This window comes from Azospirillum baldaniorum (assembly GCF_003119195.2).
Lineage (GTDB): Bacteria > Pseudomonadota > Alphaproteobacteria > Azospirillales > Azospirillaceae > Azospirillum > Azospirillum baldaniorum.
The window spans coordinates 18,324-37,846 of record NZ_CP022253.1 but is presented as its reverse complement, the minus strand read 5'-3'; the positions used below and the strand labels follow the sequence as shown (position 1 = coordinate 37,846).

Annotated in this window: 15 protein-coding genes; 6 read left to right on the top strand and 9 right to left on the bottom strand. The window is 62.4% G+C overall.

The window, feature by feature from the left end; genetic code table 11:
* Window positions 1–448 precede the first annotated feature (448 nt).
* Entirely contained in the window at window positions 449–7,804 is a 7,356-nt protein-coding gene (locus Sp245p_RS00120) for a calcium-binding protein (protein WP_109138309.1), read from the top strand.
* Here Sp245p_RS00120 and Sp245p_RS00115 read toward each other — a convergent pair.
* Window positions 7,767–8,846: a hypothetical protein gene (locus Sp245p_RS00115; RefSeq protein WP_129557133.1), complete on the bottom strand. Its 1,080-nt coding sequence runs from the start codon at window positions 8,844–8,846 to the stop codon at window positions 7,767–7,769. The genes Sp245p_RS00120 and Sp245p_RS00115 overlap by 38 nt on opposite strands.
* Window positions 8,847–8,964: 118 nt before the next feature.
* Between Sp245p_RS00115 and Sp245p_RS00110 the strand changes: the two genes are divergently transcribed.
* Window positions 8,965–9,234 carry a helix-turn-helix domain-containing protein gene (locus Sp245p_RS00110; RefSeq protein ID WP_342799412.1) on the top strand — a complete coding sequence of 90 codons (270 nt, stop codon included), beginning with the start codon at window positions 8,965–8,967 and terminating at the stop codon, window positions 9,232–9,234.
* Window positions 9,235–10,176: 942 nt separating this feature from the next.
* Here Sp245p_RS00110 and Sp245p_RS00105 read toward each other — a convergent pair.
* The gene (locus Sp245p_RS00105; protein WP_129557137.1) at window positions 10,177–11,322 is read right to left on the bottom strand and encodes a hypothetical protein; all 1,146 of its coding nucleotides are present in this window, start codon (window positions 11,320–11,322) and stop codon (window positions 10,177–10,179) included.
* Window positions 11,323–11,838: 516 nt separating this feature from the next.
* Between Sp245p_RS00105 and Sp245p_RS00100 the strand changes: the two genes are divergently transcribed.
* Entirely contained in the window at window positions 11,839–12,513 is a 675-nt protein-coding gene (locus tag Sp245p_RS00100; RefSeq protein WP_129557136.1) for a hypothetical protein, read from the top strand.
* A gap of 62 nt (window positions 12,514–12,575) precedes the next feature.
* On the opposite strand, the gene Sp245p_RS34720 is transcribed toward Sp245p_RS00100, so the two are convergent.
* Entirely contained in the window at window positions 12,576–12,746 is a 171-nt protein-coding gene (locus Sp245p_RS34720; RefSeq protein WP_165359960.1) for a hypothetical protein, read from the bottom strand.
* 90 nt (window positions 12,747–12,836) lie between these two features.
* On the opposite strand from Sp245p_RS34720, the gene Sp245p_RS36185 reads away from it, so the two are divergent.
* Window positions 12,837–12,971, top strand: a complete 135-nt coding sequence (locus Sp245p_RS36185) for a hypothetical protein (protein WP_281291707.1) — start codon at window positions 12,837–12,839, stop codon at window positions 12,969–12,971.
* 662 nt (window positions 12,972–13,633) lie between these two features.
* A complete protein-coding gene (locus Sp245p_RS00095; RefSeq protein WP_129557135.1) occupies window positions 13,634–14,308 on the top strand; it encodes a hypothetical protein in 675 nt (224 codons plus the stop codon).
* A 72-nt stretch (window positions 14,309–14,380) separates the two neighbouring features.
* Here the strand turns inward: Sp245p_RS00095 and Sp245p_RS00090 are convergent, their stop codons facing one another.
* The 6 genes from Sp245p_RS00090 to Sp245p_RS00065 all read right to left on the bottom strand — a co-directional run bounded on the left by Sp245p_RS00090 (window position 14,381) and on the right by Sp245p_RS00065 (window position 18,815).
* Window positions 14,381–14,638, bottom strand: coding sequence for a hypothetical protein (locus tag Sp245p_RS00090; RefSeq protein ID WP_014239163.1), 258 nt, complete (start codon window positions 14,636–14,638; stop codon window positions 14,381–14,383).
* A gap of 28 nt (window positions 14,639–14,666) precedes the next feature.
* Complete coding sequence (locus Sp245p_RS00085; protein ID WP_014239165.1) at window positions 14,667–15,533, bottom strand: DUF3102 domain-containing protein; 867 nt, start codon at window positions 15,531–15,533, stop codon at window positions 14,667–14,669.
* Window positions 15,530–16,156: a ParA family protein gene (locus tag Sp245p_RS00080; protein ID WP_014239166.1), complete on the bottom strand. Its 627-nt coding sequence runs from the start codon at window positions 16,154–16,156 to the stop codon at window positions 15,530–15,532. The genes Sp245p_RS00085 and Sp245p_RS00080 overlap by 4 nt, the downstream gene beginning before the upstream one ends.
* 325 nt (window positions 16,157–16,481) lie before the next feature.
* Window positions 16,482–17,276 (bottom strand): DnaA N-terminal domain-containing protein, encoded by a 795-nt coding sequence (locus tag Sp245p_RS00075; RefSeq protein ID WP_014239168.1) that lies wholly within the window; start codon window positions 17,274–17,276, stop codon window positions 16,482–16,484.
* Between the two features lie 741 nt (window positions 17,277–18,017).
* Window positions 18,018–18,323, bottom strand: coding sequence for a hypothetical protein (locus Sp245p_RS00070; protein WP_014239171.1), 306 nt, complete (start codon window positions 18,321–18,323; stop codon window positions 18,018–18,020).
* Between the two features lie 207 nt (window positions 18,324–18,530).
* Window positions 18,531–18,815, bottom strand: a complete 285-nt coding sequence (locus Sp245p_RS00065; protein WP_129557134.1) for a hypothetical protein — start codon at window positions 18,813–18,815, stop codon at window positions 18,531–18,533.
* An 84-nt stretch (window positions 18,816–18,899) separates the two neighbouring features.
* On the opposite strand from Sp245p_RS00065, the gene Sp245p_RS00060 reads away from it, so the two are divergent.
* Window positions 18,900–19,256, top strand: a complete 357-nt coding sequence (locus Sp245p_RS00060; RefSeq protein WP_082188116.1) for a helix-turn-helix domain-containing protein — start codon at window positions 18,900–18,902, stop codon at window positions 19,254–19,256.
* Window positions 19,257–19,523: the final 267 nt, after the last annotated feature.

Below are 19,523 nucleotides of genomic sequence, written 5' to 3'. Positions count from 1 at the left end.
AGCCCCTTCGCGACATTCCTACCAGGGCAGCCCCATGCGTCGCGCTGCGGTGGGGAAGTTCTCGTCGCGATCAGCCATTCAGCGCAGCGCACACACCGGGCTGCCTGGAATAGGAGCAAGCCGAAACCGATCGTTACCGCCATCGTCTCCGCTCCGAAATCGTCATCCTGCCTGATTTGGCGGTGATTGAGCGCACCGGCTCCGCCGGGCGCGCCCGTCCGCAAGCGGGCGGAGGATGCTTTGCTTGCCAACCCTACTGACCAGCAACTAGCCAAACTCGACCGGCTACTGGAGGTCGGTCGCAATGCCGATTGACGCGTAGCGCTTCCCGAACGCGAATGGCGACATAACGGCGCACCAAAAAACAAACATGCTTTAAATTTTTGCAATTGCTGATTGATTTAACGTATCATTTTCTTGATATATTAGAAATTATTGAGGATCAGTCATGAACGCGATTGTCGCCGGTGCCGAATCCCGTGTGAACACGCACACGCCGAGCAGCCAGGGGGCGCCGGACGTGACGGTGCTGCCGAATGGCAACTACGTCGTGACGTGGCACTCGCTGGGGCAGGACAACAACACGGTCAACCCCAACACATCCTGCGGTGTCTATTCCCAGCTCTACCGCGCCGACGGCACGCCAATCGGCGGCGAATCGCTGGTGAACACCTACACCCTCTACGCCCAGTATGGGCAACGCGTGACGGCACTATCCGATGGCCGCTACCTCATCGTCTGGCAATCCGAGAACCAGGATGGTTCGGGCTGGGGCACCTACGGCCAACGGTTCGCCGCCGACGGCTCGCGGATCGGTGACGAATTCCGCGTCAACGCCAATGCTCCTGATACTCAGTACCTGCCGAGCGTGGCCGGCTTGGCCGGAGGTGGCTTCGTGGCGTCCTGGACGTATGGTTTGAACCCGCAAAGCCACACGGACATCCATTTGCGGCGCTTCGACGCGTTTGGCAATGCGGTGACCGGGGACGTCCTGGTCAACGGCACGACCGCCGGCCATCAGGACAACTCAGAAGTCGTTGGGCTGAGCGACGGTGGGTTTCTGGTGCTGTGGCAGTCGCAGGGCCAGGACGGCAGCGGCTACGGCCTCTACGCCCGGCGCTACACGGCGGCCGGGGTGGCGCAGCCGGAGTTCCGCATCAACACGACCACCGCGGGCGATCAGTCGCAGCCGGCGGTCGCGGTGCTCGGCGACGGCGGGCTGGTGGTGGCGTGGCAGTCGGCGGGACAGGACGGCAGCGGCTCCGGCATCGTCCTGCAACGCTACGACGCGCTGGGCCAGGCGGTGGGCGGCGAGGTCGTGGTGAACACCACCACCGCCGGCGCCCAGACCGCGCCGGACGTCATCGCCCTGGCCGACGGCGGCTATCTGGTGGGCTGGGTGTCGGCCAACCAGGACGGCAGCGGGCTGGGGATCTACGCCCAGCGCTTCGACGCGGTGGGCAACCGGGTGGGCGGCGAGATCGCCGTCACCCAGGCGACGCTGGGCGATCAGGTGGAGCCGGCCTTCGCCGCCACCGCCGACGGCGGTTGGATCGCCACCTGGAGCGGTTACAACCCGGCCACCGGCACCCTCGACGTCATGCAGCGCCGCTTCACGGTGGCGGAGGTCACGGTGACGGTGACCGCGCCCGACCGGGTTCTGGCCGTTGGCCAGCCGGTCGCCGCCGCAACGCTGTTCTCGGTGGCGTCCGATGCGCCCGCCGGCACGGGCGTGGTGATCCAGAGCTATGAGTTCACGGATCTCAGCGTGGGCGGCGGGCACTTCCTGCTGGACGGCGTGACGCAGGCCGCCAACACGCCGATCGTGCTGGCCGGCGACCAGCTGCACCGCCTGACGTATGTGGCGAACGCGACCACGGGCGGCCACGACACCATCCGTGTGCGCGCCTTCGACGGCACGTCCTGGGCGGAGGACACGGCGGCCCTGGCGGCCACGGCGCCGCGGGCGATGGTGGTGGCCGGTGCCGAGTCCCGTGTGAACACGCACACGCCGAGCGACCAGGGGGCGCCCGACGTGACGGTGCTGCCAAACGGCAACTACGTCGTGACGTGGCACTCGCTGAATCAGGATGGCTCCAAGTACGGCGTCTATTCCCAGCTCTACCGCGCCGACGGCACGCCGATCGGTGGCGAAGCGCTGGTGACCAGCTACACACTCAACAATCAGAACGGACAGCGGGTGACGGCGCTGCCCGACGGGGGCTACCTCATCGCCTGGCAGTCCGAGGGCCAGGACGGTTCCGTCTGGGGCACCCATGGGCAGCGCTTCGCCGCCGACGGCACACGGGTCGGTGGCGAGTTCCGCGTCAACGCCGGCACCCCCGACAACCAGTACCTGCCGAGCATGGCCGGCCTCGCTGATGGTGGCTTCGTGGTGACTTGGACGCACGGCCTGTACCTGCAGAGCACCTCGGACGTTTATCTGCGGCGCTTCGACGCGTTTGGCAACGCGGTGACCGGGGACGTCCTGGTCAACGGCACGACCGCCGGCAACCAGGACAACTCGGAAGTCATCGCCCTGGGCGACGGCGGGTTTCTGGTGCTGTGGCAGTCGCAGGGCCAGGACGGCAGCGGCTACGGCCTCTACGCCCGGCGCTACACGGCGGCCGGAGTGGCGCAGCCGGAGTTCCGCATCAACACGACCACCGCGGGCGATCAGTCGCAGCCGGCGGTCGCGGTGCTCGGCGACGGCGGGCTGGTGGTGGCGTGGCAGTCGGCGGGACAGGACGGCAGCGGCTCCGGCATCGTCCTGCAACGCTACGACGCGCTGGGCCAGGCGGTGGGCGGCGAGGTCGTGGTGAACACCATCACCGCCGGCGCCCAGACCGCGCCGGACGTCATCGCCCTGGCCGACGGCGGCTATCTGGTGGGCTGGGTGTCGGCCAACCAGGACGGCAGCGGGCTGGGGATCTACGCCCAGCGCTTCGACGCGGTGGGCAACCGGGTGGGCGGCGAGATCGCCGTCACCCAGGCGACGCTGGGCGATCAGGCGGAGCCGGCCTTCGCCGCCACCGCCGACGGCGGCTGGATCGCCACCTGGAGCGACTATAACCCGGCCACCGGCACCCTCGACGTCATGCAGCGCCGCTTCACGGTGGCGGAGGTCACGGTGACGGTGACCGCGCCCGACCGGGTTCTGGCCGTTGGCCAGCCGGTCGCCGCCGCAACGCTGTTCTCGGTGGCGTCCGATGCGCCCGCCGGCACGGGCGTGGTGATCCAGAGCTATGAGTTCACGGATCTCAGCGCGGGCGGCGGGCACTTCCTGCTGGACGGCGTGACGCAGGCCGCCAACACGCCGATCGTGCTGGCCGGCGACCAGCTGCACCGCCTGACGTATGTGGCGAACGCGACCACGGGCGGCCACGACACCATCCGTGTGCGCGCCTTCGACGGCACGTCCTGGGCGGAGGACACGGCGGCCCTGGCGGCCACGGCGCCGCGGGCGACGGTGGTGGCCGGTGCCGAATCCCGTGTGAACACGCACACGCCGAGCAGCCAGGGGGCGCCGGACGTGACGGTGCTGCCGAACGGCAACTATGTCGTGATGTGGCACTCGCTGGATCAGGACAATCCAGTCAAGCTCTACGTGTCCAGCGGTGTCTATGCCCAACTGTACAGCGCCGATGGCACACCGATTGGTGGCGAAGTGCTGGTGAACACCTACACCCCTTACATGCAGATGGGGCAGCGGGTGACGGCGCTGCCCGACGGGGGCTATTTGATCGTCTGGCATTCCGAAGGGCAAGATGGTCACGCTTGGGGGGTGTACGCACAGCGCTTCTCCGCCAATGGAGCGCGGGCCGGTGCCGAATTCCGAATCAACATCACGACCTATGACAATCAGTATTTGCCGGATGTCGCTGCTCTGGCTGACGGTGGCTTCGTGGTGACCTGGACGCACGGTTTGAACCCACAGAGCCAAACGGACGTCTATCTGCGGCGTGCCGACGCGCTGGGCAATGCGGTGACCGGGGACGTGCTGGTCAACGGCACGACCGCCGGCAACCAGGACAATTCGAAGGTCGTCGCGCTGGGCGACGGCGGGTTTTTGGTGCTGTGGCAGTCGCAGGGCCAGGACGGCAGCGGCTACGGCCTCTACGCCCGGCGCTACACGGCGGCCGGGGTGGCGCAGCCGGAGTTCCGCATCAACACGACCACCGCGGGCGATCAGTCGCAGCCGGCGGTCGCGGTGCTCGGCGACGGCGGGCTGGTGGTGGCGTGGCAGTCGGCGGGACAGGACGGCAGCGGCTCCGGCATCGTCCTGCAACGCTACGACGCGCTGGGCCAGGCGGTGGGCGGCGAGGTCGTGGTGAACACCACCACCGCCGGCGCCCAGACCGCGCCGGACGTCATCGCCCTGGCCGACGGCGGCTATCTGGTGGGCTGGGTGTCGGCCAACCAGGACGGCAGCGGGCTGGGGATCTACGCCCAGCGCTTCGACGCGGTGGGCAACCGGGTGGGCGGCGAGATCGCCGTCACCCAGGCGACGCTGGGCGATCAGGTGGAGCCGGCCTTCGCCGCCACCGCCGACGGCGGTTGGATCGCCACCTGGAGCGGTTACAACCCGGCCACCGGCACCCTCGACGTCATGCAGCGCCGCTTCACGGTGGCGGAGGTCACGGTGACGGTGACCGCGCCCGACCGGGTTCTGGCCGTTGGCCAGCCGGTCGCCGCCGCGACGCTGTTCTCGGTGGCGTCCGACGCGCCCGCCGGCACGGGCGTGGTGATCCAGAGCTATGAGTTCACGGATCTCAGCGTGGGCGGCGGGCACTTCCTGCTGGACGGCGTGACGCAGGCCGCCAACACGCCGATCGTGCTGGCCGGCGACCAGCTGCACCGCCTGACGTATGTGGCGAACGCGACCACGGGCGGCCACGACACCATCCGTGTGCGCGCCTTCGACGGCACGTCCTGGGCGGAGGACACGGCGGCCCTGGCGGCCACGGCGCCGCGGGCGACGGTGGTGGCCGGTGCCGAGTCCCGTGTGAACACGCACACGCCGAGCAGCCAGGGGGCGCCGGACGTGACGGTGCTGCCGAACGGCAACCACGTCGTGACGTGGCACTCGCTGGGGCAGGATGGCTCCAGCTATGGCATATACGCGCAGCTCTACCGCGCCGATGGGACTCCGGTCGACGGCGAGGTTCGGGTGAACAGCTATACAGCCAACGCTCAACACGGGGAGCGGGTGACGGCGCTGCCCGACGGGGGCTTCCTCATCGTCTGGCATTCCGAGGGCCAGGACGGTTCCGTCTGGGGCACCCATGGCCAACGCTTCGCCGCCGACGGCACACGGGTCGGTGGCGAGTTCCGCGTCAACGCCGGCACCCCCGACAACCAGTACCTGCCGAGCATGGCCGGCCTCGCTGATGGTGGCTTCGTGGTGACCTGGACGCACGGCCTGTACCTGCAGAGCACCTCGGACGTTTATCTGCGGCGCTTCGACGCGTTTGGCAACGCGGTGACCGGGGACGTCCTGGTCAACGGTACGACCGCCGGCAACCAGGACAACTCGGAAGTCATCGCCCTGGGCGACGGCGGGTTTCTGGTGCTGTGGCAGTCGCAGGGCCAGGACGGCAGCGGCTACGGCCTCTACGCCCGGCGCTACACCGCGGCCGGAGTAGCGCAGCCGGAGTTCCGCATCAACACGACCACCGCGGGCGATCAGTCGCAGCCGGCGGTCGCGGTGCTCGGCGACGGCGGGCTGGTGGTGGCGTGGCAGTCGGCGGGACAGGACGGCAGCGGCTCCGGCATCGTCCTGCAACGCTACGACGCGCTGGGCCAGGCGGTGGGCGGCGAGGTCGTGGTGAACACCACCACCGCCGGCGCCCAGACCGCGCCGGACGTCATCGCCCTGGCCGACGGCGGCTATCTGGTGGGCTGGGTGTCGGCCAACCAGGACGGCAGCGGGCTGGGGATCTACGCCCAGCGCTTCGACGCGGTGGGCAACCGGGTGGGCGGCGAGATCGCCGTCACCCAGGCGACGCTGGGCGATCAGGCGGAGCCGGCCTTCGCCGCCACCGCCGACGGCGGCTGGATCGCCACCTGGAGCGGTTACAACCCGGCCACCGGCACCCTCGACGTCATGCAGCGCCGCTTCACCGTGGCAGAAGCCATGCCGGAATTCATCACGATTCATGGAACGCCAGGGGCCGATGTGCTGACCGGCACTCCATTGCAAAACCACATCCTCGGATATGAGGGCGACGATAAGCTGTCGGGCTCGACGTCCCGAGACACTCTCGATGGCGGCGAAGGGGCGGATACGTTAAGCGGCGGTGCCGGTGACGACGTCTACATTGTGGACAACGTGCGTGACGTGGTTCGGGAATTGGTCAACGAAGGCGTGGACGAGGTGCGGACCTCGCTGAACAGTTACACTCTTGGTGCCAACCTGGAGCGGTTGACCTTCATTGGTACCGGTAACTTCGCCGGTACCGGAAACACGCTGGATAACATGATCGTCGGTGGTTCAGGCAACGATACGCTGACCGGTGGAGCAGGGGCTGATACGCTGATCGGAGGCGATGGCGACGACCGCTTCTACTTCGACGATGCCGACGCGCCATTGCAGGGTGGTGCCGGCTTCGATACCGCCGTCGTTCAAGGCAGCGTCGGCGCCAGTCTCGATCTGGCAGCGTGCAGCATTGAACAGGCCTATGGCGGAGGCGGAGACGACAGCCTGATCGGCACCGGCGCCCTCCTCGGCCTTGCGATCAACGGGCGTGACGGCGACGACCTCATCCTTGGTAGCGCTTTCAACGACACATTGACCGGCGGCAATGGCAGCGACACCCTAATCGCTGGAGACGGCGATGATGTGCTGTACATCGACGCGGACGATGCTCTGGTGAGTGGCGGGGCCGGGTTCGACACCGTCTATGTCCAGGGGGACGGAAACCTCACCCTGGACCTTACCGCCAGCGGCATCGAGCGGGTGTTCAGCGGCTCCGGCAATGACATCCTGACCGCTACTGGCTCCGTCACGCTGGTGGAGATCAACGGCGGCGCGGGCGATGACCTGCTCGTTGGCAGCGCCTTTGACGACACGCTGCGTGGTGACGCTGGCAACGACACGCTTTATGGCGGCGACGGAAACGATGTGCTGGTTGGCGGCAGCGGCGACAACGTGCTGTTCGGAGGCGCTGGTGATGATCGCCTGTATGTTGATACCCAGACCGCATCCTTGGATGGCGGTGCCGGTAATGACACGGTCTATGCCCGATACTCCGGTGGCGTGACGCTGGACCTTTCAGCCTCCATCGAACTGTTCAGCGGCAGCGTCGGCAGCGACACCGTGACGGCGGTCAATGCCTCCGCCGCGGTGGAACTGATCGGTGGGGATGGCGACGACTCGCTCACGGGTGGTGCCTATGCCGACAGCCTACGCGGTGACAACGGCAACGACTGGTTGGACGGCGGGGACGGAAACGACACCCTGTCCGGCGGCAACGGGAACGATTGGCTTTTGGGAGGGGGCGGAAACGATACCCTATCCGGCGGCAGCGGAAACGACACGTTGATCGGTGGCTTCGGCGACGACTCGTTGGTTGGCGGAAGCGGTGCCGACCTGTTCGTCTTCTCCAACGGCGGCGGCAACGACATCCTGCGAGATTTCAACGCCGGGCAAGGCGATCTCATCGGTTTGGCGGAAGGTCAAACCTACACATTGGCCGCCGATGTGAGCGGCAACGTACAGATCGTTTTCGGCGCTTCGGATACGGTCACTTTGGTCGGTGTGCAAATCACCGCGGTCTCAAGCTCCTGGTTTGTGACTGTGTAATCTGGTGACGGAGAAGGTGGCGCACCTTCTCCGCTCCAATATTGGAATACAATTCAAAACGGACGAAGAACAGACGCGTCCCGTGGAATGAAGGTTTTGCGACTGGACTCCGAACGCCGGTTCTTGTCCATGACAAAGAGAAACGCACGTCAGCCGTGCCGCGCCCACAGTTCGCCGACGCGACATTGCCGCTCACCAGCCCGCAGACGGCCAGGGACTGCAACTCGGTCAGCCAGAAGACGCCCGGTGCATCCCCCTTCCCTACCGTCTCCTTCGCCTGCGGGACGTTCACGATCCGGCCCAGGCCAGCCAACAGGCTCCGGTGGGAACGGATCAGCTTGCGCACGGTGTGCATGTCCGGCAGCCCGAGCTGGACCGCAAGCCGCTGGTCGGAGATGCGCGGCTCGTCCCATTCCATGCTGATGTCCTGCACCGTCAGGGCGGTGGAGCCCGGCAGGAAGCCGCCCTTGAAGATCGCCCGGATGTGCGGGGCCGCGCCGATCAGGGCGACGCGCTGGCGCAGGTCGGCCAGCTCCGCGGCGAGGTGGGCGATGGTCTGTTGCTGTTCCTCGGCCACGGGCAGCACGCCCCGCCTGTAAGCCAAGAACACCTCGATGATCTGCCGGCGCACCAGGGCGGCTTGCGGGGTGCGGGACAGGGCGCAGATGACCAGCGCTTGGCCTTCGTTCAGGTAGTAGGCTTTGCCGGGGCGGCCTCCTTTGTCGGAGGTTTGGGACACGGTGTCCCGAACCTCCCCGTAGGTTTCCGCTTGGCGAGCGGAAACCCCATCCACCTCGACGAGCGGGCCGTAGCTCTCCAGCTCGGCGCGGTTCTTCACGATGAGGGAGCGAATCTTGTGACGGTCAGCCATCCCCAACCGCTCAGCAATCGTCAGGTCGAGCACCCGCGGCTCGCCGTCTTGGTCGTTCAATTGATCGGGGGTCAGGGGCGGCAAGTCGGCGGGCTTGGTCGGCACCAGGGCGCCAGCCGATTTCCGGCGGCCAGCGCCGGGCAAAGGTGTGGTATTGACGGAATCAGCCATGATCCGTAGCTCCATGCAGCTCGATTGTGGTCAGGCCGGGCCGGATGCTCCCAACACCCGGTTCGGCCGCGCTTGCTATGTCACTAAAAGTGCCATATCGTGACGACATCGGTCAACAATGAATGTCACTAAAAGTGCCATGTCGATAACACCAGCCCAATGCCGTGCGGCCAGGGGACTCTTGAACTGGAGTCAAGATGAGCTTGCCGAAGCAACCAACGGAGAGGTTGCGAAGCGATCCCTTGTCCGGTTTGAGAAAGGGGATACAGCACCTCAGCCGCGCACCCTCAACGCTATCCGCACGGCCATGGAAGCGGCTGGCGTTGAGTTCATCCCGGAGAATGGCGGGGGTGCGGGGGTACGGTTGAGGAAGGGCGGCGAAGGATGATGACCGGTCTGTGCCGTCGTTGGCCGACAGTATCATCAAGACTTAGTGGGCAGAAGCATACAGAGTATGCAGTTCTACAAACGACACGATCTGTTCGGCAGGCACCAGTAGCATGCATAACTAGCTGATCGTAAGTAGTCTGGCCGAAATGCGTCGAGAAGAGTGCCAATACGCGCCCAGTGATAACACGCAGCGAATTACAAAACGGCGCCGACGGGAATTCCCTCAGCGATTTTGCTCAATGCGGGATTGCTCTAGATTGCAATCTGGCTTACCCATAACAGTGGATACCTTTATCATTTATGAGGCATCAATGTATCGCCCCATCCTCTCTGCGGTCGGCCTACTTACCCTCGCGGCATGCGCCGGCGGTCTTTCAGTTTCGCCTCCCGTCCTCATTGGTGAAAAAGACGGACTGCCGCTTTGGCAGTTTTCGGCGAGTTCCCATGCCGACAACGACATCCGCACCGACGCAGCCCAGCTATCCCAGGATCTATGCGCCTCACCGGCTACGCTAATCGACGTTAAGGAAGCTCACCAGCATGCCCTAGGCGCCCTACGACGCTGGAATGCACTTTTTACCTGCGCCAAACGAAGCTAGTGGCCCGCGCCTGACGCTCAGCCACCGAGCACACCCAGGTGGAGGGGCCACACATTAGCCCCTCCCCCGCAGACCGCACCCACAGGCCACCAGAGTGCGATCTGTCGGGCATCCGCCAGCGGTGCACCGGTCGCGGTGCCCCCTAGCGCCAGAGGGGCACAACGCCCCTCCCCGCCCGGCTGGCGAGCTGCGTGGCGATCATCACCATGCAGGTGAGCAGCTCCAGGCCGGCGGGTGAGTGACCCGATGGGATCGGGGTTGTCGCCCCCCTACGGGCTGGACGGCGACAAGGTAGTAAAGCGGGAATGATTTGACATCCGAAGGGAAAGCCTATCTGAATTCTATTCGGCCTTCTCAGCGGCTTTTATGAATTCAAGTTTCAGCAACCGCTTTAAAAGAGCAGAGCGGCGTTCCTTAACGCCATTCAGTCCGTACTCAACACTGAGCATTTCAATCATAACATCAATCGAAAAGTAAATTGCCGTAAAACACGAAAGGAAGTGCTCATACAAGTTCTCAATCATCTCCTCTCTTGAAGAAGCAGGACCTCTTACAAAAATATTAGGCGCGAAAAAGTACCTAACACCAAATAAAGTCCCATGCAGTATCTCTGAGGAATGCCTGTACAGAGACATCCTTGCCGCAGCAAGAGTTGTTCCTAAATGAATAGGATGCGATTCAGCTATTATGTCTATTTTTTTATCGATACTCATATCTATCCAGTCCCTAACTTCGCTCCCATCTTTTCTTGAGAATTCTTTTATTGCCTCATTAAGGCCAGGAATTGTAGAAGGATCAATCTTACTGGCTAGTTCACTCTTCAAATTGACTTTGACGTTAGTTAAATGAACTTTTCTATCTAGGTCCCTAAAGTATTTCTGAAGAGCGTGCCGTTCGGCTCTATTAACCGCATCAATTCCCAATGTATGCAGAAGGCAAATATTAACACAAGTCTCTAATATAGACCTGCCTATAGAATAACAATCTCTAATATTCATACTTGTGTAAGAAGATAGCTGATATATAGAGCTTTCCGATACGCCGACAGCTTGAATCATAAGGAGCAGAGACCTAATGACATTGGTATTGCCTTTTATCTTTTCAAAATTTGCATATGAGCCGATATCATTTCCAGCAAGATTATGAATAAGATAGTCAATTAACTGCCTCTGTTGATCTAAGATGTACCTTAACTCATTTTTCCACCGAAGATACTTTTTTTCTCCGTCCTCAAATTCAGGAGTTATTGTTTGATATCCATTTTCTGCATAATCTGCGGCTTTCAACATTGCAATCAGCCTCGATAAATTTTCCGTATTTCCAACACCCTCATGAAGAGAGCCGTCATATACTCGATATGTTGATATCCATTTCTTACTTCCGATATCATAATTAACAGAGATTATCATACCTAAAGGCACTTTTTTCATTTCTCGTTTGATGTCTGATTTCAATTTTTTTTCTTCACGTTTGTTTTTTTTGGCCATATTACACCCCTAAGTTAAAACGATCTGTAGAATACAAACACTCGACTGAAGCACACTCGCAAGATTCCCTCAATGCACAGGCGATGATAGGACGCCCAGGCACCTGACACCGTACCAGAGAAGGTGGGCACAGGTTCTGCCCTTTCCAGCCACAGGCGCAATAGCCACCACCGCGGCCACCAGCTCACCAAGCAGCGGTCCAGCCGGGCGCAGCGCCGGCCCGATCCCCCTCCCCTCGATGCCGCTGGCCGGCGGCGGAACCGCAGGCCAGCCCCATCCGGGGAAGCGCGCCAGAAGGCCGAAGAGCGCAACGAACCCGAACGGGCCTCTGGTAGCGCTCACCTCCCCAGAAGCCATCCACAAGCCGCCGGGGCTTGAGCTAACGGGTTTGGATCGTCATTGACCGGAGGGCGGACACTCTGCGCGCGCCGGCACGGCTCCACAAACCGGCTGCACCTCTTAAACTGGTTGAATATGATCATGCCAACCACTCACATACGTGCAGAGAAGCCTACCATGAAGACGAAAACCAAACTCACATGGCTGGCCGTAGCAGCTGGCGCGATCTGTTTGGCCTTCAACGCCTATGCTCTATACCGGTTCGGATGGGGATGGGGCACCGGTACCACCGCCATGAACGAGGCTGGTGGCTTCCTAGGCGGTGTGGTTGGGCCTTTTCTCAACTTCATAACGTTGATCGCCGTGCTTTACACAACTGCGATGCAGGCAGAAGAGTTGCGCATCTCCAACGAGACTCTTGCCGCAACGAAAGACGAACTAGCTCAAAGTAGAGAAACTAGTCAAAAACAACTAGGCCATACTGAGACCGAATCCCGGAAAAACAGCATTTTGAAAGTTATTGGCCTTCTTGACACTGATATACAGACTCTTTTAGGTTGCAAATTTGACGGATTTGCAAATTATTCCGATTCAATGGAAAGCGCTCTTTTATTCATGGAAACTTGCAAGAAAGCCGGAGCAAATATTGAAAAAAATAGTAATTACAAAATACTTAGCGAAATATCAAGTCTTCTAATGAGGATGAATGAATATTTAGAAGCTTACGAGATTGAGGAGCCATCATCTCCGGTTGTTGCTTACTATGAATTCAAATATTGCGGAATTGCACAAAAAATGGAAAGACATGAGCTTGTCAGGCAGGAACGGGCGAGTGTATTTCTTCGAATATAACCCTTCCCGCCCCCCGTCGGCGCTGTGGAGGCTCGGGCCGGTGTCGCCGGCCCGAACCTCCCCTACCCCTTCACCCTCTCCGCCAGGAGTCGGGACTCGTTCGCCTTCCGCCAGCTCTCCACCGCCTCGACATCGAGAAGCCCATCGTCCCGCACCGGCATTCCCCGCTTCACCCAGCGCGTGAGCGTCGGGTTGGACACGCCGATGTGCGCGGCGTACTGGAGGCGGGTCATGACGCCTTCCAGGTCCGCGGCGGCGATCAGCCTTTGCTGTTGACTGGCCACCTTGGCTTGCCGGCCGGCCTTGCCCCGGAGGTCGGCGACATGCGCCTCCAGCACCTCCACACGGCGCAGGACATCGGCTATGGCGCCGGCCGCGGGATCGGGCTGGCCTTCGGGTGTGGGATCGGGCTGGATCTGGTGCGCGGGCTGGCCGTCCACCTGTGTTGCGGCCTGTAACACACCCCGCGATCCAAGCCGTAACACAGGCTGTATGACAGGCTGTGTCACACCCTCCCCCAGCGCGGCGCGCAGCGCGTCAGCAAAGCCGGGATCGGCCTTCAGCCGGGCCGCCACGTCTCGGACAAGCCCTTGATGTTCTGGAGATACGCGGAGGGACATCGGAGGTGTCGGCATCTGGCATCCCCTGTATGACAGCCTGTATTACATAGCCTGTGTGACAGCCGGCCTCAAGGTGTCATACAGGACAGGTCGACACCTTCTGTTCCGTTCAGCATCCCTACTACTCCGCCTCCTATACCCTGGGGACTTTTCCAGCACAGCGGCGGTAAGGTCGAGGAACATGCCCGACAGCGGCGCCCTGAGCTGGTTTTCACTTGCTGACTCGAGTGTGAAAGCCGCCACGCAAGGGCGTGCATTGTGTTCACGATGCTTGCCAAGCTAACCTCTTGCGATTCGTTCGAGTTTCCGACGTGGTGTGTCGGGGTGCATAGTTTTCTTCAGCACTTACGCTCGCTTGTAACGTTGACGGGGAGGGACTTCTTTAAGTAGACACCTTCGCGAAAACCGTTCTTAAGCAAGCTTGTGACCGGCCACGTGCCGCGTCCAATCATTTGCCGCCCAAACGGTTCCCTGTTGATTGCCTTTATGAAGGTGTCCTTATGACCAGCCATGAACCAAGCGTCGCTGAAGCTTTTACTGCATTATTTAAGAAAGAAGCCGCCGCAACTAACAATAAAGTTGCCTCTTATGCGCTGGGCGGGCAAGATAGAGATGCTGGAGCTGATTATCTTTATCATGACAACATGAGATTTAGCATTGTTGAGTTTAAGTACAACGAGGGCAATATTCTTAGGGAATCAGAAAAGCCGCGGCGCCTAAAGCTTTGTCACAAACTTGCGCTTCCCGAGAACAAGGAAATGCGCGAAATGCATGATAAGTGCCACTTCATCGCTTGGAAGGAGTCGTGGACCATGAAGCGGCTTATCAATATTTATAGAAATGAGGTGTGTAATACCTCGATATTTGGTGATAGCTGCGGCCTATCTGATGCTGAGCCATATAAAGGGAGTCGCACAAAAGACGGCGCGTTCATCAGGAATTTTTTACAACTTACCAAAGATTATACCTTGGATGTTCATGAATTTTCTAGCTATATGGAATGGGTTCTAAAATGTACAAGCGACAGCTCCACCGGAGACTTAATATTAATGACATTTGACGAAGATACGGAAGACTTCGACCTTCTAAAGTACAGCAGCATAAAGGACGCATACGATGCCTTTATTGATAAGCGCAACAACTATCTTTCAAGCATAATTCAGCCACCGATATAATATTGACTCGAAACTGGGGAGGGACAGAACCGCAGTCCCGCCCCTCTCCTTCGGCCCAGCTCCTGCCGAACCCTACATAGCCGCCGCGGTGCTCACGCCGTCCAGCCGCACCGTGACGGTGCTGGTGTCGTTGCCTGCAGCCCTCTCCCCCTCGGCCGCGTCGAGGATCGCCACCTGTTCGCGGACATGCCGCAGCATTCCCTCTATCGGCTCCCCGGAGTTCAACGCCCGTACCAGGGAGGGCAGAATCCGGCGGAGGTGCACGGCCTCCTCGGGTGTCGCGTCGGCGGCGTAGATCAGCAACAGCGGGCGCGGCGGGGGAAGCTTCATTCTCGCGGCCATGGTCCACCTCAGATCATCAGCAGCCCGTCACGGCGTTCCTCGGTGCTGTAGATGCTGGGACCGGTGTCGTCGGCCAGGATGCGGCCCACGGCCATAGCCGCCGCCACCGCTCCCTCGATTCGGCCCGTGCTGCGCTCCTTTGACCAATGCACCTATCAGCGCATTCGCCATCTGCCCCCGCTCGTCGGCATTGTTTGGTATGTGTGGGCCGCTGGTTGGCAGACGGCTGCGACGCATCCGTCAGCCGGTCCTTCTGCTCGTCCAGCTTGGCAAACAGGGAAGCCGAGTCTGCCGGTGCTAGCGGGATCGATTCGGCGACCATTATCGGCGGGAGCGGCTCTTCCGGATCCGGAGCCCTCGCGTCGGGCGCAGCCGGGGCCGCTTCCGCGCTGGGCGCGGCGATCAGCAGGCCGATGCCGGCGTCCTCGATGGCCGGCACCCCCTTGCCCTCGCAACCACTCTTGAACGCCTCCAACTGGCGCTTTGCCGCCTTCGGGCTCACCAAGTCGCGGCTGCGCGCTGCCCCCAGCTGCTCCGGTGTCAGTGTCGCCAGGATGAAGATCTTGCTGTAGTGCCCGGGCAGGTCCTCCTTCGGTACCGCACCGGATTCCACGAACTCCGCCACGAAGCGCAGCCGGTAGGCCGCGGAGGGGTCCAGATCCAGGTCCTCCCGCAGCATGGCCTCGAACTCGCCATGGGGCAGAGCGGCCTTGGCCTCGGTGAGGCGCCGCCCGGCCTCCACCATCGTCTCCAGGCCCTGGCCCACCAGCCGGTTGATCTCGGCAGCGAACTCCACCCGCGTGGACAGCTCGCGGCGAACGTTCAGCATGGCCAAGCGGGTGTTGGCGGCGGCGGACTTGCCCGACTTTGCGAACATGGTCATCGAGTCACCCCCATGGTGTCGGCAACGTAGGTCCAGAGGTCCGAGAACAGCGGGCCGGTGCGCGTCCCGGAGATTTCCACCGTGCCCAGGCTGCGGCTGAAGCTGGCGGGCACCTCCGCCAAGTGTGGGATCTCCACCGGCGCCGGCGCGCCGAAATCCTTGATCCGTTCGCGCGCGTCGGCCGTCTGGCGGCTCCGGGAGGTCTGGCTGAGGAGGAGGCGCGTCGGCCGGCGCCGCGACCGGATGTAGGGCATCATGCCCTCCATGCTGACCAAGTCCTCCGGGCCGGGCCGCACCGGCACCAGGACGAGATCCGCGCAGTCGAACAGAATGGCGGTCGCCTCGGGGAAGAACTCCACCGCCGTCGGCGTGTCGATGATCAGCAGATCGATGCCGGCGATGGGCATCGGAGCGCCGACGATCCGGGGCAGGGGGACCTGATCGGCCTCGATCGGCGTCGCTTCCTGGGGGCGCCGGCTGTGCCAGTAGGTCAGGGAGCCCTGCGGGTCAGTGTCCAGCGTGGCGACCCGCTGACCGGCTACGGCGGCAGCGACGGCCAGGTTGCGCGCGGTGGCGGTCTTCGGGCCGCCGCCCTTGCCTTGGGTGACCAGAACCTTTCTCACCGTCCTGCCCTCCCGCCCAAACCGTTCACCGGTGAACGGTTTGCCGAATGCCCAACGATGTGCTGGATGACCTGCCGTTCGACCACGCATGTGCACCGGCCAACCGGCAACCTATCTAATAGATTTCCGTCCTTTGGCATCTTCATGTCCCTATGCTGAGGGGTGGAGGCCCGCCGCGGTGACTGCAACGCCGCGGCGGGCTGGCTCCCGGTTCTGTGGATGAGGCTGGCGGCGACACGGGGATCGAAGCGCGCCCCAGCGAGGAGAGCGCGCCAAGCCTTCAGCCACTCCCGACCAGTTCGTATGCGAACAATCTCGCCGTGGCTCATGCCCTCCCCCCGGCGACGGCATGCAGCGTCGGTCGCGTTCTGGCCGGGGACATCGCCGGCGGAGCGCCCACGCGCACCTCGAGGCTGTAGATGCCGAGCGCGCTCTTCAGCCGGTCGGTGAGCCGCGCATCAATCCAATCCCGTTGGAAAGCGTTGGGCACCCACAGCACCGCCGAGCCACCGTCAAGCTCGATGGCCACCCCCTCGAACCATCGCATTTCGGTCGGCGAGAAGTGGACGGCCAGCACCGCGGCCAGGGCGCCTTCGCGTGTGCGTGCGGGTGCCGGCGTGCCTGCGCGCCCCAGGTTGATTCCAAGGTTACAAGGATAGGAGGACTCCGGTGTCCTCCGTTGGGCGGGGGTTTTGTCCTCCGTTGCCGGCGCTGGAGTCCTCCGTTCATGGGCACCGAGGACTCCGGAGTCCGGGACACCCGTGTCCTCCGTTGCCGCTTCGGCGACCTCGCGGCGTTCCAGCCAGGCCCGGTTGAACCGAACCTGCGTGGGGCGTCCCTTCGCCGGCCTCCCAACGTCTTCGATCACGCGTTCCTGGCGCAGGGCCGCCCGTGCCCGCACCACGTCGCGCTCACACAGCGACGTGTCGGCGGCCAGGGCCTCGACGCCGACGGCATCCCACACCGTCAGCTCGCCACTGGCGGCGAAGGCCTGCCGGTCGAGGCGATCCAGCATCGCCCACGCCACCACCTTGTCGCGCAGCTTGAGCCGTGGATTGGCGCGAATCGCCGCCTGAAACCGTCCAACGATTCTGCGAAATTCTACGTTCGCTTCGCTCATGGCGCACCTGTCCCGTCTCCGGCGATCCCGTGACCAGCCGGCGGTTCAGCCGTCATCAAGGCGCACGCATCCGTGGCCGGAAATGACGGCAATCGAGTCGCAATCAAGTCGCGGTTGAAGTATGATGACGGCGCACACGTCCCCGTTCGCACCGGTGGTCAAGGCCGGGCGCCTGAACGGTTCCTGAGCGCAGTCCTGGGGCGGCCGGTCGCAAGGCCGCCCCAGCTCAGGGCGGTGCCCTTGGTGTCGTCAAAGCGAAAGCCCTCCCGTTCACGGCCACGCCCTGCGCAGCCGTGTTGTTGATGAGGACACAAGTCTTTCCGTGCGCCGGCCAGCCGACCGACGTGGGATTCAAGTGCCCTGGACGATGCTGGCCGGACGAGCGGCCGCGATTCGAGGTGATCGGCCCCGGATCATTCCGCGCGCAGATCTTCTCCGTTCACAGCCACGTTGGGACGCGGCTGCGGCAGAAAACCTCTCTGCTCCGCTCATGGGGTGAGCGGCGCACAGGCGCAGGAATGATCAGGCGATCAGCCTCGGGGGGAACTGGGGGGAGCGCGTGGCATCGATGGCCCTCCGATCGGTGTCAGGGATGCACCGCGCCCGCACGGGCACGGTATGACGTGGCAGCGCGCGGGCAGCCGGAGACGGCGCCGCGGAGCGCGCAGCGAAGCCAGAGGTAGGAGTCGGATTTCGAATCTTGTTGAGTGCTCGGTGCCGTGGGGTGGCAGCGAGTCGACCTCATGCCGAGCCTCGCCCGCAGTTCCGGGAAAGAGTCGGACGGCGCCGTGCCGGCGCGACCATGTGCAGGCGGGTGATGGCCGTCTTCAGCAAGGCTTCCAACTGGTCGGCCTCGTCGTCGGGCAGATCGGCCAGGCCGGTGCGATCATGGAAGATGGCGCGCACCACTTGGTCCAGGCTCGTCCATCGCATCGCGGCGGCTGCCTGGAATTCCGGCCACAGCGCGAGTACTGCCTGCTGATGCCCAGTCAGGGTGGAAGCATCGTATGGCGTCCCAGATGAATCGTGGGCGAATGGCGCCATCATGCTGGCTCCCTTCGCAACAGAGCATTTCCCTCCGCCGTCTTGCCTACGTCCATCGCCTCTCCCTTCCCCTCAGCCATGGCTGTTGCCCAGCTCACGCCTTGCGAGCGATGCTTCCGAACGCGACAGATGTGAGTTCTTGCGCATGCTGCTTCCCCTTCTTCACCGCCACCCGCTTGGCGCGGTTACGCTCTGCCACTGGCGCCCCGGCTATGCGGGATGGCCAATGAGTTCAGCAGACATTTCATCTGGTATGGCGGTGATTGAATCCGGGGTCTTGCGAGACTGGGCGATCTTTGCAAGACGCTCCAGAGTTACGTTCTCAAATCCGCGACGTCGGGCTGCCTCGACAACTCTCAGCCACTTCTCGCCGGGTATCGAGTTTCTGCGCTTCCAAGCGCGTACCGTCAATCCGGTCTCGCCGACATCATTGCCCATTGCAACGGCATTCGGCCAAAGATCAATGACGTTGGAAAATGTGTCGAGGTCATCCATGGTCAAAACAGTACATCATGTACTGTCGCCTTGCAATACGCTTTGTACCGGACCGTCGCGTCGCGTAACGATACAATTCCGCACATGAAGGATGAAAAGGCCAGAGGCGAACGCCTGAGAGCCATACGAAAGAAGGCTGGATACAGCTCTGCGGAGAAATTTGCAGAGACGCATGGCTTTTCGGCCGCCACGGTGCGTAGCGCCGAGAATGGTAACCGCCCCCTCACAGTTCGCAACGCAAAACTATTCGCTACACAACTTGGTGTTACTTGGCAGTGGCTTTATTTCGGTGACGATAAGCATCCTGAGGCCGAGTATGCCGAGGCTGTCGAATACTTGAAGACGCTTCACCCGCGGCGCCGAGCTGCAATTCTTCAGATGCTCCGGACTGAGGCGGAATTGGCTCAGGAAGATCAGCAGCATACTCCCGAATCACGTTGAGCATTCGCTTTCTGACGTGATCGGGGAGGCTTCGCAAGATCTGCTCCGCTTCAGCCAACTCACGTCCGCGCACCGGCATCCCCTTTCTCGCTGCACCGCGTTTACATCCGCGTTTGTTTGAACCGCAAGCCCAAATAGGAACGAACCGGAAACAAATTATCTTAACCTTTGGTTGCCGTATACTATCTAGTTGTAGGTGCGGAGGTACGGAAAAGCATAGGGTTGCATACCTCCGTATGCGGCAACCTCGTGCTGCGCCGATGAGCT

Bases quoted from the DNA above. Each gene is read 5' to 3' on its own strand.
- Sp245p_RS00070 (WP_014239171.1), bottom strand. From the start codon at position 18,323: ATGATGGCGCCATTCGCCCACGATTCATCTGGGACGCCATACGATGCT.
- Sp245p_RS36185 (WP_281291707.1), top strand. From the start codon at position 12,837: ATGCGCCTCCAGCACCTCCACACGGCGCAGGACATCGGCTATGGCGCC.
- Sp245p_RS00060 (WP_082188116.1), top strand. From the start codon at position 18,900: ATGAAGGATGAAAAGGCCAGAGGCGAACGCCTGAGAGCCATACGAAAG.
- Sp245p_RS00115 (WP_129557133.1), bottom strand. From the start codon at position 8,846: ATGGCTGATTCCGTCAATACCACACCTTTGCCCGGCGCTGGCCGCCGG.
- Sp245p_RS00085 (WP_014239165.1), bottom strand. From the start codon at position 15,533: ATGACCATGTTCGCAAAGTCGGGCAAGTCCGCCGCCGCCAACACCCGC.
- Sp245p_RS00065 (WP_129557134.1), bottom strand. From the start codon at position 18,815: ATGGATGACCTCGACACATTTTCCAACGTCATTGATCTTTGGCCGAAT.
- Sp245p_RS00075 (WP_014239168.1), bottom strand. From the start codon at position 17,276: ATGAGCGAAGCGAACGTAGAATTTCGCAGAATCGTTGGACGGTTTCAG.
- Sp245p_RS00120 (WP_109138309.1), top strand. From the start codon at position 449: ATGAACGCGATTGTCGCCGGTGCCGAATCCCGTGTGAACACGCACACG.
- Sp245p_RS34720 (WP_165359960.1), bottom strand. From the start codon at position 12,746: ATGACCCGCCTCCAGTACGCCGCGCACATCGGCGTGTCCAACCCGACG.
- Sp245p_RS00090 (WP_014239163.1), bottom strand. From the start codon at position 14,638: ATGAAGCTTCCCCCGCCGCGCCCGCTGTTGCTGATCTACGCCGCCGAC.
- Sp245p_RS00110 (WP_342799412.1), top strand. From the start codon at position 8,965: ATGAATGTCACTAAAAGTGCCATGTCGATAACACCAGCCCAATGCCGT.
- Sp245p_RS00105 (WP_129557137.1), bottom strand. From the start codon at position 11,322: ATGGCCAAAAAAAACAAACGTGAAGAAAAAAAATTGAAATCAGACATC.
- Sp245p_RS00100 (WP_129557136.1), top strand. From the start codon at position 11,839: ATGAAGACGAAAACCAAACTCACATGGCTGGCCGTAGCAGCTGGCGCG.
- Sp245p_RS00095 (WP_129557135.1), top strand. From the start codon at position 13,634: ATGACCAGCCATGAACCAAGCGTCGCTGAAGCTTTTACTGCATTATTT.